Origin of the sequence: Streptomyces goshikiensis, assembly GCF_014650555.1 — a bacterium.
GTDB lineage: Bacteria > Actinomycetota > Actinomycetes > Streptomycetales > Streptomycetaceae > Streptomyces > Streptomyces goshikiensis.
Window position 1 is genome coordinate 78,738 of record NZ_BMVE01000004.1, and the last position, 24,693, is coordinate 103,430.

Sequence of the window (24,693 nt, forward strand, 5' to 3'; positions counted from 1 at the left end):
CACACGCAAAAGGCTACGCGGTGAGCCGACCCGAAGCGTCCGCGCGGGTGCAGGTGTGGGCGGACGCGCGGGCGGACACGTGGGGGTGCGCGGGGGCGGACACGCCGGTGGACGCTCCTGTGCACGCGCCGGTGGACACGCCGGTCCGCGCGGCCGGACCGCCGGGGATGCGCGCCCGCGCGATGGCCAGCACGCTGGACTGGTGAGCAACGGACTGGTGATCGCGGCCGTCGACGGATCCGAGCACAGCCTGGTGGCCCTGGAATGGGCCCGGACCGAGGCCCTGCGGCACGGGGCGGGGCTGATGGTCGCCCATGTGCTCTCCGACAGCTCCCAGTTGTACGCGGGCCGCCGCAGCTCCCTCCACGACCGGTCCGAGCCGGACGCCTTCGTCGATCCGGTGGCCGAAAACCTGCGGGCCCTCCTCGCGCGGGCCCCCGAACTCCCCGCCGAGATGCGGTACGAGTCCCTGGAGGGCTCCGTCCCCGAGGCGCTCCGGGTGATCGGGGCCGAGGCCCTGATGCTGGTGATGGGCTCGCGCGGGCGCGGCGGGTTCGCCACGCTGCTGCTGGGCTCGAACAGCCGGGCGGTGGCCACCAGCGCGCCGTGCCCGGTGGTGGTGGTCCCGCACGGGGCGCGCAGCGCGGGCGCGGCCGAGGGGGCTTCGGCCGGCCGGGTGGTGCTCGGGCTGCACGCCGCCGAGACGCCCGACGACGTGCCCGACTTCGCGTTCGCTGAGGCGGCCGCGCGGGGGACCGCTGTCCAGGTGGTCTCCGCGTACGCCGTGCCGCCCTCGCCGGTGGCGCTGATCGACTCGCCCTTCGCGGTGATCACCCCGGAGGGGCTGGCCGACGGCGGCGACGGGGTCCCGGCCGAGCGGGAGATGCTGCGGTCCCAGACGGAGCGGCTGGCCCCGTACCGGGAGCGGTACCCGCACGTGCCGGTCGAACAGGTGGCCGTGCCGGGGGACGCGGCGGGGTCGCTGGTGGACGCCTCGCGGTCGGCGGCGCTGGTCGTGGTCGGCCGCCACCATCCGCGGGTGCGGTCCCTGCTGATCGGGTCGGTGGCGAACGCGGTGCTCCAGCACGCGCACGGTCCGGTGGCCGTCGTACCGCCGCTGCGGGACGACGGCCGGCCGCCCGGCTCCCCCTGATCCGGCACTGAGGTCCCTGACCTGCGAGGGGGTGGCATCAATCGGGCCATCGGGGGGAAGGTGGGTGCGGGGGGACTGCTTCGCGCCGGCGGAGGAGGACGACCGGACCAGCCCGGGGTGGTTGCCGATGCCCGACGTGCACCCGACCGACGACAGCGACGAGCTCCACGCGCCGGAGACGCCGGCGCAGCGCAGGGCGCGCCGCGCGCAGTTCCTGCGCGACCTGATGGAGGCGCGGGAGCTGCGCGACCGCGTCCAGCCCCGGCGCGCCCGCGCGGCCCGGATGCGCCAGCAGATGCGCATGCGCACCTTCCGCTGGTAGTCCGCCGGGGTGCGCCGCGCCCCGCCGGGTGACCCTCGTACCGCCACACGCAGCAACCGCCGCGCCGGGCGCCGAACCGGGTCCCCGGAAGCCGTTCCGGCGCCGCGCCGGCGCCTCGCCGAGCCCGTTCGGAGCCCCGCCGGGCAGGCCCCGTAAGAGCCGCCGAGCACACGGCACGGAACGACGCAGCGCGGAAGACCTCTCGCAAAGCCGCTGTTTCTGCCACGATGCCGATTGGGCGGGGCATGAACGGTGAGCACGACGGCCGTTCCACCCCCAACCTCCGGCCGGGGGGACCTCCAACCGGCACGCCTATGACCAGTGGGAGAGTCACGGTGTACTTCGCCGCACTGCTCGCGCGCACCGAAGACGGGTGGGAAGCGAGCGACATGGAACTCGACGATGTCGAGTCTCTGAGTGATCTGATCGATCTCGCCCGGTCCGCCGCTGTCGACGACGACACGGTGGTCGCCCTCATCGAGCAGGAGGACGCCTGGTTCGGCGTCGTCCGCGTGGACGGCGAGGAGGACCCGCGGTACTTCGTATCCAACGCCTCCGCGGCCTCCCGCAGCTCCTACGGCTCGATGCTGACCGACGAGCTGCTCGGCAGCGACGAGGAGGACGACGAACTCGACGAGCTGGACCTGGACGGCACCGAGGACGGCGAGGAGGAATCCATCGCCGCGTTCACGGACGAGGACGACGACGCGGACGAGAAGGGCGGGACCGGCGCGGAGCCGGTACCGGCCGGTCCGCTCGGCGATCCCCGGCTGCTGGACGACCTCGGGGTGAGCCACAAACAACTGATGACCCTCGACGGGGACGCCCTCTCGGAGATCGCCGACTCGCTCGGCGCCACCGAGGTGCTGGAGGCCGTCCGCTAGTGACCGACCCGTACGCGACCTCTACGCACGACCCCGGTTCCGATCCCGGCCGGGATCCCGCACGCGACCCCGGTGGCGTCGGCGATCCCGTCCGGGACCCGTGGCGGTCCTCCATGCGCCTGGCGCTCCGGGAGGCCGCCCGGGCGGTACCGGCCGGCGACGTGCCGGTCGGCGCCGTCGTCCTCGGCCCGGACGGGGAACTCCTCGCCACCGGCTACAACGAACGGGAGGCCACCGGCGATCCCACGGCGCACGCCGAGGTGCTGGCACTGCGCCGGGCGGCCGCCGAGCTCGGGGAATGGCGGCTTCCGGGGTGCACCCTGGTGGTGACCCTGGAGCCGTGCGTGATGTGCGCCGGCGCGCTCGTACAGGCGCGGGTGGCCCGTGTCGTCTACGGGGCGGGGGACGAGAAGGCGGGCGCGGCGGGGTCGCTGTGGGACCTCGTACGGGACCGCAGGCTCAACCACCGGCCGGAGGTGATCCGCGGGGTGCTCGCCGAGGAGTGCGCCCGGCAGCTCACGGACTTCTTCCGCGATCTCTGACGGGCCCCGCGGATACGGATTTCAGAGCACGGGCCACCTTGGGCTAAGCTCTCTCTCGGTAGCGTGTCCGAGCGGCCGAAGGAGCACGCCTCGAAAGCGTGTGATGGTGCAAGCTATCCGTGGGTTCAAATCCCACCGCTACCGCTCTGATCGAGAGCCCCGCCCCGCAAGGGTCGGGGCTCTCGGCGTTTTCCGGTGCGCACGCGGCGGTGGCCGGGGGTCCGGAACCGAGGTCCGGAAGCGGGATACGGGGCCCGCGTCCGCGGCCCGCCTCCGCGGCCGCGCCGGGCGGCCGAGGGCCCTACGGGGGACATCCGCGTGACCGGCCGCCCGCTCGGCCGTTGTCACGGCATGACCAAGACCCAGCGCATGCTCGCCGCCATCGCCCTCGCGGGGGCCGCCGCGGGCCTCGCCGCGCCGGCCGCCTCCGCCGCCCCGATCGCCCCGCTCACCCTTCCGGACCTGCCGACGGCGGCCCCGGGGATGCCGGAGGGGGCCACACCGAACTCGGTCCAGGACATCGGCGCCAAGCTCAACGACCTGAACCAGCTGAACCAGCTGATGGACCTGCCGAACCAGCTGGCGCCCGTGATCGCCCCCGTACAGCCGATCACGGACCTGGCCGGCGCCATCCAGTAGGACCTCCGGAACGCGAAGAAGGCCCCGACCGGGATCGGGGCCTTCGACGTACGGGACGGGACGGGGGAAGTGGCGTCGGGGGGACAAGCCACTTCCCCCGACGAGGACGGACCTGCCAGTCCGCGCCGCGTCAGGGGGAAGCCGACGGCTCGGACCCCGCAGTCAGGCCCTGTCCCTCACCCACCGGTTTCCTGCCAGAACCGGCGGGCTCGCCTCCCATCCTGCGCTCCCCCCGCCCCCGGGCGGACCGCCAAAGGACCCGGACCACCGGGTCCTTGGTCCTTAAAGGCCGGGTGAGTGTCCAAACCCGACCGGTTAGACTCACCCGACTTTGCAGTACCGGTTGGGGAGGCCGACACCGCTCATGGAGACCAAGAAGCTTGTCATGGGCGCGCTCGTCGTGTTCGTGCTCTTCGTGATCATCACCGAGCCGGTGAAGGCGGCGGACCTCGTGCTCCTCGGCTTCCAGGGCATCTCCGACGCCGCCCACGCGATCGGCGCGTTCATGACCGAGCTGGTGCGCTGAGCCTCTGCGCTGAATCGGTTCTTCGGCCGTCCGGCCCCCCACTCGCGCACGTGGGGGGCTTTTCGTGTTCCGGTGCGGTCCGGCGCCGGGTCCGGGGCCTTGCACGGCGATAGCCTGCACGCCCCAATACGCCCAACTTGCCCTCAACACGGCGATATACGGTGCTTGCACACAATGCACATGTCTTGTGATGCTATGACCGCTTTTGACGGATAGTCGACTGAAGGGGTGGCGTGACCGTGCCGGCCAGTACAGCGCCTCAGGTGCCACCCCAGCAGGACGACGCCCGGGATGCCAGGGATGCCCGGGACGCCCGGGACTCCCCGCACGACTCCCAGGTCCCGCCCCAGCAGGACGCCCCGCAGGACCCTCCGGCGGAGCCCCCGCAGCAGCCCCCGCCCGCCCCCAGACCGCAGAGCCGGGGCGCGGACACCCGGGCCCTCACCCAGGTGCTGTTCGGCCAGCTGAAGGGCCTCCAGCCCGGCACCAGCGAGCACACCCGGGTGCGCGGCGCCCTGATCGAGGCCAACCTCCCGCTCGTCCGGTACGCGGCCGCCCGCTTCCGCAGCCGCAACGAGCCGATGGAGGACGTGGTCCAGGTCGGCACCATCGGCCTGATCAACGCGATCGACCGCTTCGACCCGGACCGCGGGGTGCAGTTCCCGACCTTCGCCATGCCGACGGTCGTGGGAGAGATCAAGCGGTACTTCCGCGACAACGTCCGCACCGTCCACGTACCGCGCCGGCTCCACGAGCTGTGGGTCCAGGTCAACGCGGCCACCGAGGACCTCACCACCCTCCACGGCCGCACCCCGACGACGCCCGAGATCGCCGAGCGGCTGCGGATCACCGAGGAGGAGGTGCTCTCCTGCATCGAGGCCGGGCGGAGCTACCACGCCACCTCGCTCGAAGCCGCCCAGGAGGGCGACGGGCTGCCCGGGCTGCTCGACCGGCTCGGTTACGAGGACCCGGAGCTGGCCGGGGTCGAGCACCGCGACCTGGTCCGCCACCTCCTCGTACAGCTGCCCGAGCGCGAACAGCGGATCCTGCTCCTGCGGTACTACAACAATCTGACGCAGTCACAGATCAGTGCCGAGCTGGGCGTCTCCCAGATGCACGTGTCCCGGCTGCTCGCCCGGAGCTTCGCCCGGCTGCGATCCGCAAACAGGATCGAGGCGTAACCGGTTCGAGTGGAGATCGCTCCGCGATTCCGGCAGAACGGGCTCATTCCGGTCTGTCGCTGGAACTACATGTCGACATGGCGCTACAGCGTGTTGCCGACATGTGACATTCTGCTGGAACCGCGTTTGCCGCAGCCCCGCCTCCGGTATTCAGGTGGAGGCTGCGTTCCTCCGACGGGCGCGCAGAGAACGCGACCGTCCGCGACCTCAAGGGGGTGGCATGTCCGTAGACCAGGGCAGCTCCAAGGTGCTCACGCTCGTCAAGCGTGAGCTGCCGGCAGTGTCCAACCGCTCGGAAGCCATCGACACCCGCACCCTCTCCCGCTCCCTCTTCCAGCGACTGGCCGCCCTGGACGCGGACAGCCCCGAACGGGCCTACGTACGCGACACCCTGATCGAGCTGAACCTGCCGCTGGTGCGGTACGCGGCCGCCAGGTTCCGCAGCCGCAACGAGCCGATGGAGGACATCGTCCAGGTCGGCACGATCGGCCTGATCAAGGCGATCGACCGGTTCGACTGCGAACGCGGCGTGGAGTTCCCGACGTTCGCGATGCCGACCGTCGTGGGCGAGATCAAACGATTCTTTAGGGACACCTCCTGGTCGGTGCGCGTCCCGCGCCGCCTCCAGGAGCTCCGTCTCGCCCTCACCAAGGCCAGTGACGAGCTCGCCCAGAAGCTCGACCGCTCGCCGACCGTGCCGGAACTCGCCGCCGTGCTCGGGGTGTCGGAGGAGGAGGTCGTCGACGGCCTCGCCGTCGGGAACGCGTACACGGCCTCCTCGCTCGACTCGCCCTCCCCCGAGGACGAGGGCGGCGAGGGCTCGCTCGCGGACCGCCTCGGCTACGAGGACACCGCGCTCGAAGGCGTCGAGTACCGCGAGTCGCTGAAGCCGCTGCTGGCCAAACTCCCGCCCCGGGAACGGCAGATCATCATGCTGCGGTTCTTCGCCAACATGACGCAGTCGCAGATCGGCGAGGAGGTCGGCATCTCCCAGATGCACGTCTCCCGGCTGCTCACCCGCACCCTCGCGCAGCTGCGCCTGGGCCTGATCGGCGAGTAGCCCGGCCGCGCATCCGCCGCACCCGGGTTCCCATTTGACGGAGCGTCAGTGACACTGGCGCGATGCGAAGGGGACCACGGGCACCACGAGGCACGTTCGCCTGGCTCGCCCTGTGCGGTACGGCCGTCGTCGCCCTCACGGGATGCGGCGGCCCGGCACCGGACGGCTACGTGGCCGTGGGGGCCGCGGCCCCGGGTCCCGAACGGGGCGCGGGGGAGAACGTGGCACCCCGGAGCGGGGTCGAATTCCAGCCACTCTCCGCACCGGACGCGCCGGCCGGCTCCGCTGGGTCGCCCGCGTCGTCCGCGTCGTCCGCCTCGTCGAGTACGTCGGCCAGTGCCCCGGGATCCGAGGGCGCGGCCGGTTCCACCCCGGGCGCGGGCCCGCCCGCCGCACCCGGCGGCTCCGCGACGCGGCCCGGCACCTCACCCGCCCCGGGCGGCAGCCCACCCGGCCCCGGAGCCCCTTCCGGCGGGCCCGCCGCCACCCAGCCCGCCACCCCGAGGCCCGGAACCCCGGGCCCGGCCACGCCGACCGCGCCCACCACACCTCCGGGCGGCGGCGGTCCGGCCACCCCGGCGAAGCTGACCCTGAGCCCTCCGGCCCGCGCGGCGGCTTCCGACCGGTGGTGCGAGCGGGTCACCGTCACGTTCACCAACACCGGCGGCGCCGCGGCCCGTTCGGGCACGGTGACCTTCGCGACGCACATCATCGGGGCCCTGGGCATCGACTGGGCCACGATCACCACGGCCCAGCCCCTCCCGGCCCCGATCGCCGGGGGCACGGCCGCGACCCGGACCTACACGGTCTGCCTGGAGGCATGGCGCGTCCCGCTGGGCATGCGTGTGGAGACCCGGAACGTCACGGCGACCTGGTCCTGAGCGGGCCGGGCCTGGGCAGGTCGGGCCTGGGCGGGCCGGGCCCGAGCGAACGACGCCCGAGCGAACGGCGCCCGGGCGAACGGCGTCCGAGCGAAAGCGACTTCTAGCGGAGCGTCAGCCAGGCCGCCGCCGCGATGATGAGCAGCAGACCGAACGCCAGCCCGATCCGCGCGCCCGTCGACGATCCGGATTCCTGCCGGGCCGCCGCGCGCCGCTGCGTCCGCGCCCCCGGCGTCGTGGGCCCGGTCGGCGCGGCCTCCTCGACGAACGCACGGAACATCTGGGTGCTGCCCGCGGGGTCGTAGTTGCCCTCGGGGCCCTGTGTGGTGTGGTTGTCAGCCATGGAGCAGGACCCTAGCGGGTTTTCCGATTCCTTTACCGCTCACCCCCCTCCATTAATTTGCCTGTAGCAACCATCTGATCCTATGGTTGCTCTAAGCAACGAGATGGGGGGCAGCCCGGTGACGATTCAGGCCGTACGAGCGGCTCGGGGCACGTACGAGGAGCTGGCCCGCCAGCTCACCGGCATCGGCGCGGTCAAGCGCGACCTCGCCCGCCACCTCCCCCCGGACTGCCCGCCCGGCGCTGCGGCCGTCCTGACCGTGCTGGAGAGGCACGGCGAAATGCGGCTCAGCCGGCTCGCCGAGCTGATGGCGGTCGACGTCTCGGTGACCAGCCGCCACGTCACGTACGTGGCGGACCACGGCTGGATCGCCCGCGAGACCGACCCCGGCGACGCCCGCTGCCGGATCCTGCGCCTCACCCCGGCCGGGGTGGCCCTGCTGGCCGACCTGAGCGCCCGCTACACCGGCGCACTGGAAAGAGCCCTGGCCGACTGGCCGGCCGAAGACATCGACGTACTGAACACCCTGCTGGCCCGACTCCGATCGAGCTTCTAGAGCAAAGGAAACACATGGCTACGACCACACCAGGCGGTGTGCGGGAAGGCGGCCGGTCGGAGACCACGTCCGACAGCGCCCCCATGACCCACGCCCAGATCATGAAGGCGCTGTCCGGGCTGATGCTCGGCATGTTCGTGGCGATCCTGTCCTCGACGATCGTCTCCAACGCACTGCCGCAGATCATCAGCGACCTCGGCGGCACCCAGTCCTCCTACACCTGGGTGGTCACGGCCGCCCTGCTGTCGATGACGGCCGCGACCCCGCTGTGGGGCAAGCTGTCCGACCTCTTCAGCAAGAAGCTGCTGGTCCAGATATCCCTGGTCATCTACGTGCTCGGCTCGGTCGTGGCCGGCCTGTCCCAGAACACCGGCATGCTCATCGCCTGCCGCGTGGTCCAGGGCATCGGCGTCGGCGGCCTCTCCGCCCTCGCACAGATCGTGATGGCCGCGATGATCTCCCCGCGCGAGCGCGGCCGGTACAGCGGTTACCTCGGCGCGGTCTTCGCCGTCGCCACCGTCGGCGGCCCGCTGCTCGGCGGCGTCATCACGGACACCTCGTGGCTCGGCTGGCGCTGGTGCTTCTACGTCGGCGTCCCCTTCGCGATCATCGCGCTGATCGTCCTCCAGCGGACCCTGCACCTCCCGGTCGTCCGGCGCGACGTCAAGGTCGACTGGCTCGGCGCCTTCCTGATCAGCGGGGCCGTGTCCCTGCTGCTGATCTGGGTCACCCAGGCCGGCGACTCCTACGAGTGGATCTCCTGGCAGACCTGGGCCATGACCGGCGGCGCGGTGGCGCTCGGCCTGCTGTTCATCCTGGTCGAGTCCCGGGCGAGCGACCCGATCATCCCGCTGCGGCTGTTCCGCAACAAGACCATCAGCCTGGCCTCGGCGGCCTCGCTGTTCGTCGGCATCGCGATGTTCTCGGGCACCGTGTTTTTCAGCCAGTACTTCCAACTGGCCCGCAACGAGTCCCCCACGATGTCCGGAATCCTCACGATTCCGATGATCGGCGGGCTCTTCGTCTCCTCCACCCTTTCCGGTCAGGTGATCACCAAGACCGGTAAGTGGAAGGCCTGGCTCGTCTCCGGCGGCGTGCTCCTGACGGCCGGTCTGGGCATGCTGGGCACCCTGCGGTACGACACCCCGTACTGGCACATCGCCATCTACATGGCGCTGACCGGACTCGGCCTCGGCATGATGATGCAGAACCTGGTGCTCGCCACGCAGAACCAGGTCGCCCCCGAGGACCTCGGCGCGGCCAGCTCGGTCGTCACCTTCTTCCGCTCGCTCGGCGGCGCCATGGGCGTCTCGGCGCTCGGCGCGGTGATGGCCAACCGGGTCACCTCCTACGTCCAGGACGGCCTGACCGCGCTCGGCCCGAAGGCGGCGGCCCTGGGCCACGGCGGCACCGCCGGGGGCGGGATCCCCGACCTCGACAAGCTGCCCGCGCCGTTCCGCCAGGTCTTCGAGTCCGCGTACGGGCACGGCGTCGGCGACGTGTTCCTCTACGCGGCCCCGTTCGCGCTGCTCTCGCTGGTGCTGGTGCTGTTCATCAAGGAGGTCGCGCTGAAGTCGAAGCCGGCCGCCCACGCCCCGAAGGCATCCGGCGCGGCGGAGGCGGCCGCGGAGGCCCCGGCCACCGTGGAGGCGGCCCGGGCGCAGGCCTGACGGCGGAGCGACGACGACCGCGGGGCCGGGGCCATCAGGCCCCGGCCCCGCGGTCGTTCCGTCCTAGGCGGTCTTGGCCGCGCTCCCCGCGACGCCCCCGATGCCTGCGACGCCCCCGATGCCCGCGATCAGGACGTCGAGCGCGAGGCGGAAGTCCCTTTCGGGCAACCGCCGGGCCGCGCCCCCGCAGCCGTGGAGGAAGTACGAGACGGCCAGATGGGCGCCGGTCCGGCGGGCCTCCGCGAGGCCGGTCGCGTCGAGCAGCCGCTGCAGAGCGGCGTCGAAGGCCCGGGCGTGCGGCCCGATGTTCGGGTACGCGGCGGTGAGCGGGGCCACCCACGGGTGGGCCACCAGCAGCTTCCGGTACCCGCATGCCAGCACCCGCAGCCGACCGGGCCAGGCCGCAGGCCCCGTCCCGGGCCCCGCCTCGGATCCCGCCTCGGGCGGTGACTCGGGCAGTGCCTCGGGCGGTGACTCGGGCTTTGGGTCCGGCGCGGCCGGCAGCGCGAGTTCTCCCAGCGCCCGGTCCAGGGCGAGTTCGAGCAGGTCGTGCTTGGTGTCCACGTACCAGTACAGGGACATCGCGGTGACCCCCAGCTCGGCCGCGAGCCGCCGCATCGAGAACCGGCCCAGCCCCTCCGCGTCGAGGAGCCGGACCGTCGCCGCGGTGATCCGCTCCCGGTCGAGGCCGGACGGCGCCTCGCTGCGGCGTCTGGCCGGGGCGGCGGGCCTGGCGGTCAGCCAGACGCTGGTCCGGGTCTCCTCGGGATCGGCCGCGGTCACCACGGAGGCACCCTCCTCACGACAGGCGGATCAGCCCGGAATGCCCGGTCCGCCCTGTTGATGCTCCTCTCGATGCTAGGGGGTGCGTCCCGTGTTCCGGCCGGATCAGGACGTGCCGGACACCGGCGCCGTGAGGTCGTAGAAGGTGGCCCCGCCGATCGTGGTGGCCTTGAAGCCGGCCTTCACCCACTCCGCAATGGCGCTGCTGGTGCCGCCTCCGGGTCCGCCGGGGCCGCCGGCCCCGCCGCGCGCGCCCTGGCCGCCCTCCGCGCCGGTGCCACCGTCGTTCTGCCCGATGAAGTAGTGGATCTTCCCCGCCTTGACGTACTCCTGGAACTTCGCGAGCGTCGGCGAAGGGTCGCTGCCGTTGAACCCGCCGATCGGCATCACCGGCTCGCCCGAGGCCAGTTGGTAGCTCGCCGCGTTCTGCGCGCCGACGGCTGCCGCCGCCCAGGTGTAGCCGCCCGCGTTCGCGCGCAGCGCGGCCGTCGCCTCGGCGCTCGCCTTGGTCCCGTTCAGCAGGCCGCCGCCGGGGCCGCCCATGGCACTGCGGGCGCCGCGCCCTCCGGCGCCACCGGCCGCGCCGGGAACACCCTGGCCACCCTGGCCGCCGGGGGCCGCTCCGGCCTGCCCGCCCTGGGGAGCGCCGCCTGGCATGCCACCTTGGGGACCGCCCTGCGCACCGCCCGGGAAACCACCCTGCGGCGCGCCCTGGGTTGCGCCCTGCGGGCCGCCCGGGAAACCGCCCCGGAAGCCCTCGGCGGCCGCCCGCTTGAACCGCATGCCGCCCGGACCGCCGGCGCCGCCCGCCACCGCGGGCCCGGCCGTCACGATCGAACCGCTCCGCCCGGAGTCCACCGTCGTCAGGCAGTACGCGAAGGGCCCGGCCAGTGCCGCGCCCACGCCCAGCGCCGCCGCGCCCCGCAGGAGCCGGCCGCCCGTCCGCGACCCCGGCCGCCACCGCGAGCCGATCAGCAGCCCGGCCGCCGCGAGGAGACCGGCGGCCAGCACCGTCCAGCGCAGCCACGGCAGGTAACCGGAGGCCCGGCCGAGCAGTGCGTACGACCACCACGCGGTCAGCGCGACGGTCGCGGAAAGGGTGAGGGAGGCGGCCAGGCCGCCCCGCTCCTCCCACAGCACGGCGACGCCCATGCCGACCAGCGCGGCCACGAACGGCGCCAGCGCGACGGTGTAGTACTCGTGGAAGATGCCCTGCATGTAACTGAAGATCAGCCCGGTGATCAGCAGGCAGCCGCCCCAGGCCAGGAAGGCCGCGCGGGCCATGCTCTCCACCGAGTCGGTGGCCCGGCGGGCCCGCCAGGTGATGACCAGACCGGCCACCAGCATGATCAGGGCCGCCGGCAGCAGCCAGGAGATCTGACCGCCGATGTTGGCCGAGAAGAGCCGGTCGATCCCGGTCTCGCCCCAGCCTCCGCCCCCACCGCCCGCGCCGGCTCCGCCCGCGCGGCGGGCGCCGCCGCCGACGCTGCCGACCTCGTCGCCGCTGATGCGGCCGAGGCCGTTGTAGCCGAGGGTCAGCTCCAGGAAGGAGTTGTTCTGGGAGCCGCCGATGTACGGGCGCGAGCCGGCCGGCCAGAGTTCGACGATCGCCACCCACCAGCCGCCGGCCACCACCATGGCGAGCCCGGCGAGCAGCAGCTGGCCGAGCCGCCGGCGCAGCCGGGTGGGCGCGCAGACGGCGTAGAGCAGGGCGAGCGGCGGCAGGATGACGAACGCCTGGAGCGTCTTGGTGAGGAAGGCGAGACCGATCACGGCGCCGGCCAGGACGAGCCATTTGGTGTGCGCCCCGTCGAGGGCGCGCAGGACGCAGTACACGGTGACGGTCAGCAGCAGGGTCAGCAGCGCGTCGGGGTTGTTGAAGCGGAACATCAGCGCGGCGACCGGGGTCAGCGCGAAGGTCACGCCGCTCAGCAGCGCGGCCGCGGGCCCGAACTGGCGGCGTACGGCGGCGTAGAGGACGGCGGTCGTCCCGACGCCCATGAGGGCCTGCGGGACGAGGATCTGCCAGGAGCCGAGCCCGAACAGCCGGACCGACAGCGCCATCGGCCACAGGGCGGCCGGGGGCTTGTCGACGGTGATGGAGTTGCCCGCGTCGGAGGAGCCGAAGAAGAAGGCCTTCCAGCTCTCGCTGCCCGCCTGGACGGCGGCGGAGTAGAAGGAGTTCGCGTAGCCGGAGGCGCTCAGGTTCCACAGGAGCAGCGCGGCGGTGCCGAGGAGCAGCGCGAGGTAGGCGGGGCGTTCCCAGCGGGGCCGTGGCGCGGTGGCCGCCGTGGCGGGCGCCTGGTCCGTCGCGGCGTCCGCCGCCGCGTTCGGGCCCCGTTCCGGGAAGGGTGAGCCCAGGGGTGGTACGGCCGTGGTCATCGGTTGTCGTCCTTCGCGGAGGTGGCGCGCCGGTCGGGGAAGACCCAGGCGCGGAAGAGCAGGAAGCGCAGCACGGTGGCGGCGAGGTTGGCGGCGATCAGGACGGCCAGTTCGGTGCTGTGGGAGGCGGACCGGGCGGGTACGGCCGCGTCGAGCGCGGCCAGCGAGCCGCTGGTCAGGGCCAGTCCGATGCCGAACACCAGCAGGCCCTGGGCCTGGTGGCGCACGGCCCGGTCCCGGCCGCGGACCCCGAAGGTGAGCCGCCGGTTCGCGGCGGTGTTGGCGACGGCCGAGAGCAGCAGCGCGGCGGCGTTGGCGAGCTGTGGCCCGGTCCCGGACCGGAAGGCGGAGTACAGCAGCAGGTAGAGCAGGGTGCTGAGCAGTCCGACGGCGCAGAAGCCGAGGAGCTGGCGGGCCAGTCCGCGCGGTACGCCGGGCAGCGCGGTGCGGTCGCGCGGGTCGTCGCCGAAGGGGCGGGCGAGCCGGTCGAGGGGGAGCGCTCCGACGGCCAGCGCCCGGCCCACCCGCCAGACGCCCTTGAGGTCGTCGGTGGCGGTGCGCACGATGTGGACGGTGGAGTCGGGGTCGTCCACCCAGTCGACCGGCACCTCGTGGATCCGCAGCCCGGCCCGCTCGGCGAGCACCAGCAGCTCGGTGTCGAAGAACCAGCCGGAGTCCTCGACCAGCGGCAGCAGCCGCTCGGCGACCTCCCTGCGGATGGCCTTGAAGCCGCACTGGGCGTCGCTGAACCGGGCGGCGAGGGAGGACCGCAGCAGCAGGTTGTAGGCGCGGGAGACGAACTCCCGCTTGGCTCCCCGCACCACGCGCGAGGAGCGGGCCAGCCGGGTGCCGATCGCGAGGTCGGAATGCCCGGAGATCAGCGGGGCGACCAGCGGCAGCAGTGCGTTGAGGTCGGTGGAGAGGTCCACGTCCATGTACGCGAGGACGGGCGCTTCCGACCGGGACCACACGGTGCGCAGTGCGCGGCCGCGGCCCTTCTCCTCCAGCCGGGTGCTGCGGACGCCCTCGACGGTGGTGGCGAGGGCGGCCGCGACCTCGGGGGTGCGGTCGGTGCTCGCGTTGTCGGCGATGGTGATGCGGAAGGGGTACGGGAAGGTGCGGGTGAGGTGCTCGTGCAGCCGGCGCACACACGGCCCGAGGTCCTTCTCCTCGTTGAACACCGGGATCACCACGTCGAGTACGGGCATCCCCGGCACGAGCGCGAGGGGCGCCCGGGCCGGGAGGGCACCGGGTCCGGGAGAGGTGTCGGTTCTCATGGACCGACATTCGCCGGGCGGCCTGTCACCGCTGTGTGGTGAGCCTGTGGCCTGTCTGTGAGTCGGCCGGGACCAGGTCCGCGATGTCCTCGTCGCGGTCGTCGAGGGGCAGCAGGACCTCGAAGCGGGTGCGTCCGGGTTCGCTCGCCACGTCGACCTGTCCGCCGTGCGCCGAGACCACGGCCGCGACGATGGCGAGCCCGAGGCCGGTGGAGCCCGCCGAGCGGGAGCGGGAGGCGTCTCCGCGCGCGAAGCGCTCGAAGACGTGGGGGAGCAGATCGGGCGCGATGCCCGGTCCGTCGTCCTCGATCCGTAGCCGGACGGCGCGTGTTTCACGTGAAACATGGGCGGTCACGGTGGTGCCCGGCGGGGTGTGGGTGCGGGCGTTGGCGAGGAGGTTCACCAGGACCTGCTGGATCCGGGCCGGGTCGGCGCGGATGGGCGCGGGTCCGTCGGGGAGTTCCAGGCGCCAGTGGTGCACGGGCCCGGCGGCCCGGGCGTCGCTGACGGCGTCCACGACCAGCGGGGCGAGGTCGGTGTCGGTACGGGAGAGGGGGCGGCCCGCGTCGAGCCGGGCCAGCAGCAGCAGGTCCTCGACCAGCCCGGTCATCCGGGTGGCCTCGGACTCGATCCGGCCCAGGGCGTGCCGGGTGTCGGGCCCGGGCTCCTCCCTGCCCCGGCGGGTGAGTTCGGCGTAGCCGCGGATGGAGGCCAGCGGGGTGCGCAGCTCGTGGCTGGCATCGGCGACGAACTGCCGGACCCGTGTCTCGCTCTGCTGGCGGGCGGTGAGGGCCGAGGAGACATGGCCCAGCATCCGGTTGAGGGCGGCGCCGACCTGGCCGACCTCGGTGCGCGGGTCGGCCTCGGCATCGGGGACCCGCTCGTGCAGGGCGGGTTCGCCGCTGTGCAGGGGCAGTTCGGATACTCGGGTGGCGGTCGCGGCGACCCGGCGCAGCGGGCGCAGGGCGACCCCGACGAGGGCCTGTCCGGCGAGGGAGGCGGCGACGAGACCGGCCAGGGTGACGAAGACCTCGACCGCGATCAGGGTGCGCACGGTGGAGTCGACGTCGTCGAGCGGGAAGCCGAGGAGCAGGCTCCCCTCGGGGGCGGTCAGCACCCGGTAGCCGCCGAGTTCGGGCAGCTCCAGGTCCACCGGATCGGGCCGGCTCTGCGCGGCGGCCTTGCGGACGGCCTGGGTGAGGACCGCCGTCTGGGCGTCGGTGAGGGGCTGGCGGTGGTCGAGCGAGGGTCCGCCGATGGCGTCGCTGCGGGCGGAGCCGAGGACGTTGCCGTCGGCGTCGAGGCGGATCCCGACGGTGCCGAGCGGGGTGCCGGGGGCCATGACGAAGCCGAGCCCGCTCTCGCGGAGCGGTTTCCCGCCGGGACCGCGGGTGGCCATGCCGACGGAGGTGCGCAGCTGGTCGTCGAGCCTGTCGACGAGGTACGAGCGCAGGGAGAGGGTGGTGACGGCGCCGATGGCGGCGCCGACGACGGCGATCAGCGCGACGGCGGAGACGACCAGCCGGGTCCGCAGGGACCAGGGCCGCCACAGCCGCCGTCGGCGGGGCTCCGGGGCCTCGCGGGGCTCGCCCTTGGCCCGGCGGGGTCCGCGCGCGAGTCCGGGTGCCACTACTCGGCCGGCTTGATCAGGTAGCCGGCGCCGCGCCGGGTGTGGATCATCGGCGGCAGACCGGTACCGGCCTCCAGCTTGCGCCGCAGGTAGGAGATGTACAGCTCGACCACGTTGGCCTGGCCGCCGAAGTCGTACGACCAGACCCGGTCCAGGATCTGCGCCTTGCTCAGCACCCGGCGCGGATTGCGCATCAGGTAGCGCAGCAGCTCGAACTCGGTGGCCGTCAGGTGGACCTCCTGGCCGCCCCGGGTCACCTCGTGGCTGTCCTCGTCCAGCCGCAGGTCACCGACGGCCAGGACGGAGCCGCCGCGCGCCGCCTGGGCCGCGCCCGAGCGCCGGACCAGTCCGCGCAGCCGGGCCACGACCTCCTCCAGGCTGAACGGCTTGGTGACGTAGTCGTCGCCGCCCGCCGTCAGGCCGGCGATGCGGTCCTCGACGGAGTCCCTGGCGGTCAGGAAGAGCACCGGGACCTGCGGGATCTCCCGGCGCAGCTGTCCGAGGACGGCCAGCCCGTCCATGTCGGGGAGCATGATGTCGAGGACCACGACGTCGGGCCGGAATCCCCGGGCCGCCCGCACCGCTCCCGCCCCGTCGCCCGCGCTGCGGACCTCGCAGCCCTCGTACCGCAGGGCCATGGACAGCAGCTCGGAGAGCGAGGCCTCGTCGTCGACGACGAGCACCCGGCAGGGGCCGCCGTCGGGCCGGACGAGGGCCGTGGGGTTGCTGGTGGACGTGGACGCGTGGGAGGTGGTCGTCGCTGTCATGGGGCCACGCTGACCGGCGGCTCTGAGAGCGTCCTTGGCCCTTCCTGTGAATTTCCTGAGAAACGGGCGGCGGCCCCGGGGGGCCCCTCAGACGAGCCGGAAGAGCCCGGCCGCGTTGTCGTGGCAGACGGCGCGCAGCCAGTCGTCGCCCAGCCCCAGGCGGTCGAGGGCGTCGAGCTGGTGCTCGTAGGGATAGGGGATGTTCGGGAAGTCGGTGCCCAGCAGGATGCGGTCGCCGAGGTCGGCGAGCCGGCCCAGTTCGCCCGGCGGGAACCCGCTGATCCCTTCGGAGAAGTCGGTGAACGCCATGGTGGTGTCGAGCCGGACCTGCGCGTACCGGTCGGCCAGGTCGAGGAAGTCCGTGTACTCGGGCATGCCCATGTGCGCGATGACCAGGGGCAGCGCCGGGTGCCGGGACAGCAGCCGGGCGACCGGCCCGGGCCCGGTGTGCTTGCCCGGGGCGGGCCCCGACCCGCAGTGGATCACGATGGGGATGCCGGCTTCGGCGAGCAGCCCCCAGACCGGATCGAGGAGACCGTCGTTCGGGTCGTAGCCGCCGACCTGGATGTGCGCCTTGAAGATCCGGGCGCCCCCCTCCACGGCCTGCCGGACGTACGCCGCCGCGCCCTCCTCCGGGAAGAAGGTCGCGGTGTGCAGGCAGTCGGGGGTCCGCGCCGCGAAGCCGGCGGACCAGGAGTTCAGCCAGGCGGCCATCCCGGGCTTGTGCGGGTAGACCATGGCGGTGAAGGCCCGGACCCCGAACTCCCTCAGCAGCGCGACCCGCTGCTCCTCCTCGTGCCGGTAGGTGATGGGCCATGCGACGCCGGTCAGCGGGCCGGCCGCGTCGAAGTAGTCCCACACCTTCGACAGGACCCGCTCGGGCATGAAGTGCGTGTGGACGTCGACCAGTCCGGGCAGTCCGAGCCGCTCCCGGAAGGCGCGCAGGGCCTCAGCCGTGGTCGCGGACAAAGCCATGGCTCCGCTCGACGGTCCCGACGTGCAGGGTGTAGCTCTCGTACCAGTCGGCGCGGCCGCGCTTCATGGCCGCCTGGTGTTCCATGTCCTCGCGCCAGGCGGCCAGGGAGGCGTGGTCGCGGAAGTAGGCGACGGTGATCCCGAGGCCGCCGGGGGTCCGCGCGGACTCGTATCCGAGGAAACCCGGGTTCGCCCGGACGATCTCGTTCATCCGGGCGTTCGTCTCGGGGTATCCGGTCTCGTCAGGGGTGCGGACATTGGTGAAAACGGCCATCAAGTACGGCGGTTCGAATGCCTGTACGGGCTGGATGCTCATGCCCTCCACCCTCGGCGGCGGCCCCCCGGCGTGTCCAGCGGAATGGGGCCCCGGAGGCCAACGGGATCCAAGTCTTGACCTTGGACGGCAGTCTCAGAACAGCCCGTCCTGCTCGGCGGCGGGACCGGCGGGCGCGATCTCCGCGACGGGCACGTCGGTGCCGGGCCCGGAACGGGAGCCGCGGCCCGCCCCGTCCGCCGCGGGAGCCGTCAGCTCCCAGCCGGCCAGCAGCCGGGTGTCCACCACGAGCCCGTCCGCGAAGTGCAGGTCCGGCCCGGCGGCTCCCGCCAGCAGCCCCGCCACGGTCCCGCCGGGCACCAGCTCCGTGACCACCCGCGTGGCGACCGGCAGCCCGGCCAGCCCGAACGCCCCGGCATGGTCGGTGACTTCACAGCCCAGCCGCTCCAGCGAATCCGGCCAGCCCGGCAGCGCCGCGGCCCGGGCGTGCAGCTCGGCGACCTCCCCGGCCCGCTCGGCGGCCGGCGGCAACCGGTCCCGTACGGCGCGCTTGCGGGCGTACGCGATCCGGTCGGGCACCCCGAGCGCCGCCCGCAGCAGTTCCTCGGTGCGGCGGGTGGCCATCAGCGGCCCCCGCCCCAGCCAGGTCCAGGTCACCGCGCCCTGCTCCAGCAGCCGGGCCGCGCCGCGCTCCTCGGCGGTGATGCCGACCTTGACCATCCCGGGCCCGAACCAAGCCAGGTAGACCCGGTAGGTCCGCGGATCGGCGGCGTTGGTGTCGGCGGCGACGGAGAACGACCGGTCCAGCCGGGCGCACTCGGGGCACTGCGCGCTCCCGGTCCGCCCCGGCACCGCCCGGGCCGTCGGACAGGCCGTCCGCTTCCCGGCCCGCCACACGCCGAGGCAGTGGCGCTCGCCCCGCGCGGCGAACGCCAGGGGCCGGCCGTACGCGAGCGGGCTGGTGCGCTCCCCGCGCCCCTCCCCGTACCAGCCGATGGCCGGGCTCCCGCCGCTCCACCGGATGCCGGTGCACCACCAGGTCACAGCGGGAGCGGGCGCTCGAAGAAGGTGTCCAGCACGACGGTCGCGTGGGTGCCGCTGACGCCTTCGATGGCGTAGAGGCGGCGCAGCACGTCCTGCAGCTGCTCGGTCGACGCCGTGCGCACCTTCACCAGCACGGAGGCACTGCCCGCGATGACGTGCGCTTCCTGGATCTCGGCGATGCCCTCGAAGGCGGCCCCCGAGTCACCCATCCACGCGTTGGAGTCGACCATGACGTAGGCCAGCACCCCGATGCCGACCGCGGCCGGGTCCACGTCGACCGTCGTCCGCCGGATCACCCCGCGCTCGCGCAGTTTGCGCACCCGCTCGTGGGTGGCCCCGGCCGACAGCCCGACGGCCGCGCCGAGCACGGCGTACGACTGACCCGCGTCCTCCTGGAGGCACCGGACGAGCGCCCGGTCGATGTCGTCCACGCGATCTTCCTTCCACCGGCCCGTCAGTTCTTGCGCAGACGGTACCTGATCCTGCAATCCCACCATCACACCGAACAAGATTCGAAAATCCATCCCGGACCGAGGGGGACTTCCACCGCCCCGGTCAGCGGGCGACGAACTCGGTGAGGATCGCCTGCACCTCGTAGATGTTCACTCCCTTGGTGAACGTCTTCTCGATCGGCGCGGCCGTGCCCGAGATCCAGATCTTGAGCTCGGCGTCGAGGTCGAAGTGGCCGGCCGTCTCCACCGAGAAGTGCGTGATGCTCCGGTACGGGACCGAGTGGTACTCGACCTTCTTGCCCGTGAGCCCCTGCTTGTCGATGAGCACCAGCCGCCGGTCGGTGAACAGGATCGTGTCGCGTATCAGCAGGTAGGCGGCGTGCACCTGCTCCCCCTGGCCGAGCAGCCGCGCGTAGTCGCGCTGCGCCGTCGCCGGATCGGTGGAGTGCGCGTTCCCGAACAGGCCCATGAGAGTCCCCCTTTGCCGGTGCCGGAACCGGCCACGGGGCCGTTCCGGACGATCTCCCGAAACCGTAGCCAGGCCCCCGGCCCCCCACGTCCCCCGCCGGACCGACCCGAACCCGGAAGCTCCCCCGAGCCACCCCTCCCCACAGAGGAGGAGAGGTGAACCCAGAACCACACCGGACAACGCAAGAGGCCCCCCGGCGAACCGGGGGGCCTCTTCGGCTGTGCACTCGGCAGGATTCGAACCTGCAACCTTCTGATCCGTAGTCAGATGCTCTATCCGTTAAGCTACGAGTGCTTGGGCTTCCCGGGGTTTTGCGCCCCGTTGGCCTTGCGAGAACAACAATACATGGACCTCGGCGGGACGCGAAATCCATTAGGCGAACCGCCTCTGACCTGCGGAAACGGCCAGAACGAAGATCATTCGACGGTGATCGGCGGCGGCGTTGAGGAGGGGCGGGCCGCAGGTCCCGGGGTGCTCCGCGCGGGAACGGGGCCCGAACGCACGGAAGCCCCGGTCCGTGAGGACCGGGGCTTCGCAAGGTGCGGAGGCGGAGGGATTTGAACCCTCGATGGGGGGTAAGCCCCAAACCGCATTAGCAGTGCGGCGCCATAGACCGGACTAGGCGACGCCTCCAGCACACCCCCGCGTACGAGGGTGCGTGCAGATGATGACACAGCCCGGGGGCCGCTCACCAATCCGCTCCCACGGTACAAGCAGCGGAGGCCGCAGGGCAAAGCCTTATCCCCGCGCCCGCACCCGGAGGCGGCGACGCAATCGAACGTGCCCCCGTACGCAACGTCGGGGCACGCGCGTCGTTGATCAGGCGTACGCGTACGGACGACCTGGAGTGCACCATGCTGCGTCTCGCCGCCTTCGCCGTCACTTCCGCCCTGGCCGCCCCGGCCGCACTGGCCGCCGCCGGGCCTCCGCTGCCACCGCTGTCCTCGCTGCCCGTGACCCGGTTGCTGAACGGGGGGCAGCCCGACCGCCTCACCATCGTCGTCTCCGGCACCGGCAATCCGCTGGCCGACGGCGAGTACCTGCTGGAGTGCGAACCCGTCGGCGGCAACCACCCCGAGGCCGAGCAGGCGTGCGCCCGCCTCGGCGAGTTCGCGAAAGCGGGCAAAGACCCCTTCGCGGCCGACAACAGGCGGCAGCTGTGCACGATGCAGGACGGTGGTCCGGCCACCGCCCATGTCACCGGCACCTGGCAGGGACACAAAGTGGACACCACGTTCCGGAGGAAGAACGGCTGTGAGATCAGCCGTTGGAACGATTTGGAACCTGTGCTTCCGCCCGCGCGCGCCTGACCAGGGAGGATGCCGGGATGTGGAGGTTCCGCACCCGCATCCGCCACCCCGCCGCGGGGCAGTGCGCTTAGACTCCTCCCGTGACATGCCGGTAGTTGTGGTCAGGGAGGAAGCTCGTCGTGAGCAGCAGGCCATCCCGAGGCGCTGCTCGCCTCGCAGCAATACTCGACGCTCTTCCGGACGCGCTGTTGCTCGTCAACGCCAACGGCACGGTCGTCAACGCGAATTCGATCGCCCTTGAGGTCATGGAGAGCCCCGGCACCGGGCTCGTCGGCCGCGGGGTGCTCGACCTCCTGCCCGAGTTCGACTCCAAGCTGATCCCCGGCTCCATGCGCCGGCCCGGCGAGGACGAGGGCGGGCGCGCCAAACCACAGCGGATGATCGCGCGCCGTACCGACGGCTCCGAGTTCCCCGTCGAGGTCACCAGCGCCCATCTCGACGGCCGTGACGCCTACCGCGAGCCCCAGCCCTCGTACACCGGCGACGAGCTGCTGATGCTCGTCGTACGGGACCTCTCCGAGACCGTGGACACCGAGGCCGAGCTGGCCCGCTCGCAGCGCCAGACCGAGATGATCCTGCGGGCGGCCGCCGAGGGCGTCGTGGGCACCGACACGGACGGCCGGGTCGTCCTGGTCAACCCGGCCGCGGCCCAGATCCTCGGCTACCGCGCCACCGACCTCGGCAACCGCGAGCTGCACGGGCTGATCCAGCACTCGCGCGCCGACGGTTCGCCGTTCCCCTTCGAGGAGTCCCCGCTCGCCGACACCCTGCGCAGCGGCCGCAAGCACCGGGTCCGCGGCCAGGTCCTGTGGAACAAGGCCGGGCAGCCGGTCGCCGTGGACCTGACGACCTCTCCCGTACGGGACGGCGAGCTGCTCGTCGGCGCCGTGATGACCTTCACCGACCGGCGCCGCTACGACGCCCTCGCCGCGCGCCACGCCCAGTTGCTGGCCGTGCTCGGCGACTCGCTGCGCGGTCCGCTGGACGAACTGCGCGGGGAGCTGGCGACGCTGGCCGCCGACGACGCGGGCCAGCTGTGGCCGGAGGCCAACCAGCTGCTGCACCATCTGGCCGCCGGGTACTCCCGGATGACCACGCTGGTGGACAACGTGCTCGGCTTCCAGCGCCTGGACGCGGGCACGGACAGGCTCGCGAAGAAGAAGGTCCTGATCAACACGGTCGTCGCGGCCGGTGTCGACGGCGCCGTCGAGCTGATCGGGCCCGGGCGGGCCCAGTTCGCCATCCACGCGCCGACCATCGAGGCCGAGGTGGACGCGGAGCGGATCTCGACCGCGCTCGCGCACCTGGTCGCGGATGTCGCCGGGGTGGACGCCACCGGCAAGACGCCCCAGGGCAGCGGGTACATGGACTCCACGATCGTGGTGGCCGCCGCGCAGCGGGGCGATGTCGTACGGATCGAGGTGCGCGGCCCCTACGAGGGCGGCAACCCGGTGCACGAGCCGATCGTGCGGGGCATCGTGACCGCGCACGGCGGGGTGCTCCAGACGGTCGAGGTGCCGGGTGCTCCGGGCGGGGCGTACGTGCTGGAGCTTCCGCTGGGCGCGGGGGCCGGGACGGTGACGCTGCCCGAGCCGGCGGAGGAGCCGGAAGGCGACAAGGCGGCCGGGGGCGGCGAGGGCGGCGACCGTGACGCGGCCAAGGCCGGCGGGCCCGCGGGTCCCGCCGGGCGGCGTGCCCGGCGCGGTGTGGACGCGTTCCTGGAAGACGAGGCGGCCGACGCCGCGGCGGCCTCCGCCAAGGCTCCCGAGGGCCGCGAGGGCGGGGGCGCGCTGGCGCTGCCGTCCGGGCGGCGGCGGGGCGGCGAGGCCGGTGCCCGTGACGCGGGCCCCGAGCTCGCGCAGTCCCCGGTGAACCCGGCGGGCCTGGGCACCGGGCGCCGTCGCGGCCGGGACGGCGACGGCAGCGGCGAGGGCGGCCAGGGCGGCTCCGGGCGGCCGGTGCCCCCGCAGGGCACCGCCATGCCCGCGCTGCCGCCCGTGCCGGTGCCCCCGATCCCGGTGACCGAGCATCCGGCCGCGCGCCGCAGGGCGCTGGGTCCGGCCGGCCCGGCCGCGCAGGCCGGTGGTCCGGTGCCGGCGACCGGGCTCGCCCCCGCCGCTCCGGCCGCGGCTCCGGTACGGCCGATCGCGCCCGAGGGCGGCTTCGCGCTGCCGGCCGGACCGACCCCCGCCGCCGCGCCCGGCCAGGCCGCCGCGCCGGTTCCGCCGGCTTCGCAGACTCCTCCGGCTCCTTCCGCTCCTTCCGCCCCTCCGGCACCTTCCGCGCAGCCCGCGCCTTCCGCACCGCAGGCCCCCGCCATGGCCGGTGCGGTGCCCGCTCCCGCCGGGACCGACGCCGAGGGCGAAGCCCCGGCCGGCCGTCGTGCCCGCCGGACCCTGAGCGCCCCCGCGGCGCAGCCCGAGGCTCCCGACGCGCAGGCCCCCGAGGCGGCGCCGGAGTCCGGGGAGACGGTGCCCCCGACGGGGCGGCGCCGTGCACTGCCCGCGACCCCCGCGTGGCCCGTACCGGCGGCGCGGACCCCCGACGAGGACGACTCCGCCGCGGGGCCGCTCTCCGTACCCGGTGCCCGTCGTCCCCAGGAGGCCCCGGCTGAGTCAGGGCAGCCGATCAGCGTGCGTGCGCTCGGCACCCTGGGCCAGGGCATCTCCGTAGACGCCTCCGGCTCCGGACGCCGTCGCCGGCTCGCCGAGCCCGCGCCCCAGGGGCGGGCGTTCGCCATAGGGGCTCCCGAAGCGGGCTCCGCCGAGGGCCCCGAGCCGCTGGACGGCCCCGGTGGCGCCGTCGAGGTGGTCAACCGGCCCGTACCGGCGCCCGTGGACGACGAGCTGCCCCCGGAGCCCCTGGACAACCCGCGCCGGCTCCTGGTGTGGCCCGCGCCCGACGCGCAGACGCAGCAGGCGCTGAGCGACCGCGGCTACCGCCCGGTGATCGTGCATTCCCGCGAGGAGGTGGACGCGCAGATCGCCGCGTTCCCCGCCGCGCTGTTCGTGGACCCGCTCACGGGTCCCATCACCCGGACCGCCCTGCAGTCCCTGCGCCAGGCTGCGGTGGCCGCCGAGGTGCCCGTACTGGTCACGGCCGGGCTGGGACACGCCACGCGCGAGGCGGCGTACGGCGCCGATCCGGCCGTCCTCCTCAAGGCGCTCGCGCCCCGGGACAGCGAACAGCACCCTTCCCGGGTGCTGCTGATCGAGGAGCACGACGCGATCGCGACCGCGCTGACCGCCGCGCTGGAGCGGCGCGGCCTCCAGGTCGCCCGGGCCGGGGCCGACACCGACGCCGTGGAGCTGGCGACCCGGATGCGACCCAACCTGGTGGTCATGGACCTGATGCAGGTCCGCCGTCGGCGCGCCGGGATCGTGGACTGGCTGCGTGCCAACGGACAGTTGAACCACACTCCGCTGGTCGTCTACACGGCGACGGGGATCGAGCCCGCCGAACTGCCGCGGCTGGCCTCGGGCGAGAGCGTGCTGTTCCTCGCCGAACGGGCCAACACGGCGGACGTACAGGGCCGCATCGTGGACCTGCTGGCCAAGATCGGAACCAACTAGT

General features: G+C 73.4%; 25 protein-coding genes and 3 tRNA genes. 15 read left to right on the top strand and 13 right to left on the bottom strand.

Features of this window, described 5'->3' with window-relative positions; all coding sequences use genetic code 11:
* Positions 1–20 precede the first annotated feature (20 nt).
* From IE248_RS13665 to IE248_RS13715, 11 genes are all read left to right on the top strand, one after another.
* Positions 21–206 (top strand): hypothetical protein, encoded by a 186-nt coding sequence (locus tag IE248_RS13665; protein ID WP_190030869.1) that lies wholly within the window; start codon positions 21–23, stop codon positions 204–206.
* Complete coding sequence (locus IE248_RS13670) at positions 203–1,153, top strand: universal stress protein (protein ID WP_037792759.1); 951 nt, start codon at positions 203–205, stop codon at positions 1,151–1,153. Before IE248_RS13665 ends, IE248_RS13670 begins: the two co-directional genes overlap by 4 nt.
* 127 nt (positions 1,154–1,280) lie before the next feature.
* Complete coding sequence (locus tag IE248_RS13675; RefSeq protein ID WP_037792810.1) at positions 1,281–1,475, top strand: hypothetical protein; 195 nt, start codon at positions 1,281–1,283, stop codon at positions 1,473–1,475.
* A 335-nt stretch (positions 1,476–1,810) separates the two neighbouring features.
* Positions 1,811–2,359 (top strand): tRNA adenosine deaminase-associated protein, encoded by a 549-nt coding sequence (locus IE248_RS13680; RefSeq protein WP_008740985.1) that lies wholly within the window; start codon positions 1,811–1,813, stop codon positions 2,357–2,359.
* Positions 2,360–2,472: 113 nt separating this feature from the next.
* Entirely contained in the window at positions 2,473–2,901 is a 429-nt protein-coding gene (gene tadA / locus IE248_RS13685; RefSeq protein WP_073774149.1) for a tRNA adenosine(34) deaminase TadA, read from the top strand.
* Positions 2,902–2,958: 57 nt separating this feature from the next.
* Positions 2,959–3,045: transfer RNA gene (locus tag IE248_RS13690), tRNA-Ser, on the top strand.
* A 207-nt stretch (positions 3,046–3,252) separates the two neighbouring features.
* Positions 3,253–3,540: a hypothetical protein gene (locus IE248_RS13695; protein WP_037797861.1), complete on the top strand. Its 288-nt coding sequence runs from the start codon at positions 3,253–3,255 to the stop codon at positions 3,538–3,540.
* Between the two features lie 364 nt (positions 3,541–3,904).
* Positions 3,905–4,066, top strand: coding sequence for a hypothetical protein (locus tag IE248_RS13700; protein WP_164496315.1), 162 nt, complete (start codon positions 3,905–3,907; stop codon positions 4,064–4,066).
* Positions 4,067–4,329: 263 nt separating this feature from the next.
* A complete protein-coding gene (locus tag IE248_RS13705) occupies positions 4,330–5,247 on the top strand; it encodes an RNA polymerase sigma factor SigF (protein ID WP_229895303.1) in 918 nt (305 codons plus the stop codon).
* A 220-nt stretch (positions 5,248–5,467) separates the two neighbouring features.
* The gene (locus tag IE248_RS13710; protein ID WP_037792764.1) at positions 5,468–6,307 is read left to right on the top strand and encodes an RNA polymerase sigma factor SigF; all 840 of its coding nucleotides are present in this window, start codon (positions 5,468–5,470) and stop codon (positions 6,305–6,307) included.
* Positions 6,308–6,369: 62 nt separating this feature from the next.
* On the top strand, positions 6,370–7,188 hold the full coding sequence (locus IE248_RS13715) for a hypothetical protein (RefSeq protein WP_229895304.1): 819 nt from the start codon (positions 6,370–6,372) through the stop codon (positions 7,186–7,188).
* 103 nt (positions 7,189–7,291) lie between these two features.
* Here the strand turns inward: IE248_RS13715 and IE248_RS13720 are convergent, their stop codons facing one another.
* A complete protein-coding gene (locus tag IE248_RS13720) occupies positions 7,292–7,531 on the bottom strand; it encodes a hypothetical protein (RefSeq protein WP_008740992.1) in 240 nt (79 codons plus the stop codon).
* Between the two features lie 103 nt (positions 7,532–7,634).
* Between IE248_RS13720 and IE248_RS13725 the strand changes: the two genes are divergently transcribed.
* Positions 7,635–8,087 carry a MarR family winged helix-turn-helix transcriptional regulator gene (locus IE248_RS13725; RefSeq protein WP_047960622.1) on the top strand — a complete coding sequence of 151 codons (453 nt, stop codon included), beginning with the start codon at positions 7,635–7,637 and terminating at the stop codon, positions 8,085–8,087.
* A gap of 83 nt (positions 8,088–8,170) precedes the next feature.
* Positions 8,171–9,757: an MDR family MFS transporter gene (locus IE248_RS13730; protein ID WP_465269660.1), complete on the top strand. Its 1,587-nt coding sequence runs from the start codon at positions 8,171–8,173 to the stop codon at positions 9,755–9,757.
* A gap of 63 nt (positions 9,758–9,820) precedes the next feature.
* On the opposite strand, the gene IE248_RS13735 is transcribed toward IE248_RS13730, so the two are convergent.
* The 12 genes from IE248_RS13735 to IE248_RS13790 form a co-directional block, all read right to left on the bottom strand.
* Positions 9,821–10,543, bottom strand: coding sequence for a TetR/AcrR family transcriptional regulator (locus tag IE248_RS13735; protein WP_190030872.1), 723 nt, complete (start codon positions 10,541–10,543; stop codon positions 9,821–9,823).
* A 102-nt stretch (positions 10,544–10,645) separates the two neighbouring features.
* Positions 10,646–12,922, bottom strand: coding sequence for a glycosyltransferase family 39 protein (locus tag IE248_RS13740; RefSeq protein WP_190030873.1), 2,277 nt, complete (start codon positions 12,920–12,922; stop codon positions 10,646–10,648).
* On the bottom strand, positions 12,919–14,199 hold the full coding sequence (locus tag IE248_RS13745) for a bifunctional glycosyltransferase family 2/GtrA family protein (protein ID WP_073797707.1): 1,281 nt from the start codon (positions 14,197–14,199) through the stop codon (positions 12,919–12,921). The genes IE248_RS13740 and IE248_RS13745 overlap by 4 nt, the downstream gene beginning before the upstream one ends.
* A gap of 25 nt (positions 14,200–14,224) precedes the next feature.
* Positions 14,225–15,829 carry a sensor histidine kinase gene (locus IE248_RS13750; RefSeq protein WP_373301514.1) on the bottom strand — a complete coding sequence of 535 codons (1,605 nt, stop codon included), beginning with the start codon at positions 15,827–15,829 and terminating at the stop codon, positions 14,225–14,227.
* The gene (locus IE248_RS13755; protein WP_008740998.1) at positions 15,829–16,596 is read right to left on the bottom strand and encodes a response regulator transcription factor; all 768 of its coding nucleotides are present in this window, start codon (positions 16,594–16,596) and stop codon (positions 15,829–15,831) included. The genes IE248_RS13750 and IE248_RS13755 overlap by 1 nt, the downstream gene beginning before the upstream one ends.
* A gap of 87 nt (positions 16,597–16,683) precedes the next feature.
* On the bottom strand, positions 16,684–17,571 hold the full coding sequence (locus IE248_RS13760) for an amidohydrolase family protein (protein WP_190030874.1): 888 nt from the start codon (positions 17,569–17,571) through the stop codon (positions 16,684–16,686).
* Positions 17,546–17,887, bottom strand: coding sequence for an antibiotic biosynthesis monooxygenase family protein (locus tag IE248_RS13765; RefSeq protein WP_037792769.1), 342 nt, complete (start codon positions 17,885–17,887; stop codon positions 17,546–17,548). The genes IE248_RS13760 and IE248_RS13765 overlap by 26 nt, the downstream gene beginning before the upstream one ends.
* Positions 17,888–17,980: 93 nt before the next feature.
* Positions 17,981–18,889, bottom strand: a complete 909-nt coding sequence (locus tag IE248_RS13770; RefSeq protein WP_190030875.1) for a DUF2797 domain-containing protein — start codon at positions 18,887–18,889, stop codon at positions 17,981–17,983.
* A complete protein-coding gene (locus IE248_RS13775; RefSeq protein ID WP_008741002.1) occupies positions 18,886–19,320 on the bottom strand; it encodes an Lrp/AsnC family transcriptional regulator in 435 nt (144 codons plus the stop codon). Before IE248_RS13775 ends, IE248_RS13770 begins: the two co-directional genes overlap by 4 nt.
* A gap of 124 nt (positions 19,321–19,444) precedes the next feature.
* Complete coding sequence (locus IE248_RS13780) at positions 19,445–19,810, bottom strand: PH domain-containing protein (protein ID WP_008741003.1); 366 nt, start codon at positions 19,808–19,810, stop codon at positions 19,445–19,447.
* Between the two features lie 221 nt (positions 19,811–20,031).
* Positions 20,032–20,104: transfer RNA gene (locus tag IE248_RS13785), tRNA-Arg, on the bottom strand.
* A 248-nt stretch (positions 20,105–20,352) separates the two neighbouring features.
* A tRNA-Ser gene (locus tag IE248_RS13790) sits at positions 20,353–20,443 on the bottom strand.
* Between the two features lie 221 nt (positions 20,444–20,664).
* Between IE248_RS13790 and IE248_RS13795 the strand changes: the two genes are divergently transcribed.
* Positions 20,665–21,120, top strand: coding sequence for an SSI family serine proteinase inhibitor (locus IE248_RS13795; protein WP_008741005.1), 456 nt, complete (start codon positions 20,665–20,667; stop codon positions 21,118–21,120).
* 119 nt (positions 21,121–21,239) lie between these two features.
* Positions 21,240–24,692: a PAS domain-containing protein gene (locus tag IE248_RS13800; RefSeq protein ID WP_190030876.1), complete on the top strand. Its 3,453-nt coding sequence runs from the start codon at positions 21,240–21,242 to the stop codon at positions 24,690–24,692.
* Position 24,693 lies beyond the last annotated feature (1 nt).

What these genes read in the sequence shown, in the direction of transcription:
- IE248_RS13760 (WP_190030874.1), bottom strand. Translation starts at nt 17,571, where the DNA reads ATGGCTTTGTCCGCGACCACGGCTGAGGCCCTGCGCGCCTTCCGGGAG.
- IE248_RS13725 (WP_047960622.1), top strand. Translation starts at nt 7,635, where the DNA reads ATGGGGGGCAGCCCGGTGACGATTCAGGCCGTACGAGCGGCTCGGGGC.
- IE248_RS13720 (WP_008740992.1), bottom strand. Translation starts at nt 7,531, where the DNA reads ATGGCTGACAACCACACCACACAGGGCCCCGAGGGCAACTACGACCCC.
- IE248_RS13695 (WP_037797861.1), top strand. Translation starts at nt 3,253, where the DNA reads ATGACCAAGACCCAGCGCATGCTCGCCGCCATCGCCCTCGCGGGGGCC.
- IE248_RS13765 (WP_037792769.1), bottom strand. Translation starts at nt 17,887, where the DNA reads ATGAGCATCCAGCCCGTACAGGCATTCGAACCGCCGTACTTGATGGCC.
- IE248_RS13755 (WP_008740998.1), bottom strand. Translation starts at nt 16,596, where the DNA reads ATGACAGCGACGACCACCTCCCACGCGTCCACGTCCACCAGCAACCCC.
- IE248_RS13710 (WP_037792764.1), top strand. Translation starts at nt 5,468, where the DNA reads ATGTCCGTAGACCAGGGCAGCTCCAAGGTGCTCACGCTCGTCAAGCGT.
- IE248_RS13745 (WP_073797707.1), bottom strand. Translation starts at nt 14,199, where the DNA reads ATGAGAACCGACACCTCTCCCGGACCCGGTGCCCTCCCGGCCCGGGCG.
- IE248_RS13700 (WP_164496315.1), top strand. Translation starts at nt 3,905, where the DNA reads ATGGAGACCAAGAAGCTTGTCATGGGCGCGCTCGTCGTGTTCGTGCTC.
- tadA (WP_073774149.1), top strand. Translation starts at nt 2,473, where the DNA reads ATGCGCCTGGCGCTCCGGGAGGCCGCCCGGGCGGTACCGGCCGGCGAC.
- IE248_RS13715 (WP_229895304.1), top strand. Translation starts at nt 6,370, where the DNA reads ATGCGAAGGGGACCACGGGCACCACGAGGCACGTTCGCCTGGCTCGCC.
- IE248_RS13675 (WP_037792810.1), top strand. Translation starts at nt 1,281, where the DNA reads ATGCCCGACGTGCACCCGACCGACGACAGCGACGAGCTCCACGCGCCG.
- IE248_RS13730 (WP_465269660.1), top strand. Translation starts at nt 8,171, where the DNA reads ATGACCCACGCCCAGATCATGAAGGCGCTGTCCGGGCTGATGCTCGGC.
- IE248_RS13740 (WP_190030873.1), bottom strand. Translation starts at nt 12,922, where the DNA reads ATGACCACGGCCGTACCACCCCTGGGCTCACCCTTCCCGGAACGGGGC.
- IE248_RS13795 (WP_008741005.1), top strand. Translation starts at nt 20,665, where the DNA reads ATGCTGCGTCTCGCCGCCTTCGCCGTCACTTCCGCCCTGGCCGCCCCG.
- IE248_RS13780 (WP_008741003.1), bottom strand. Translation starts at nt 19,810, where the DNA reads ATGGGCCTGTTCGGGAACGCGCACTCCACCGATCCGGCGACGGCGCAG.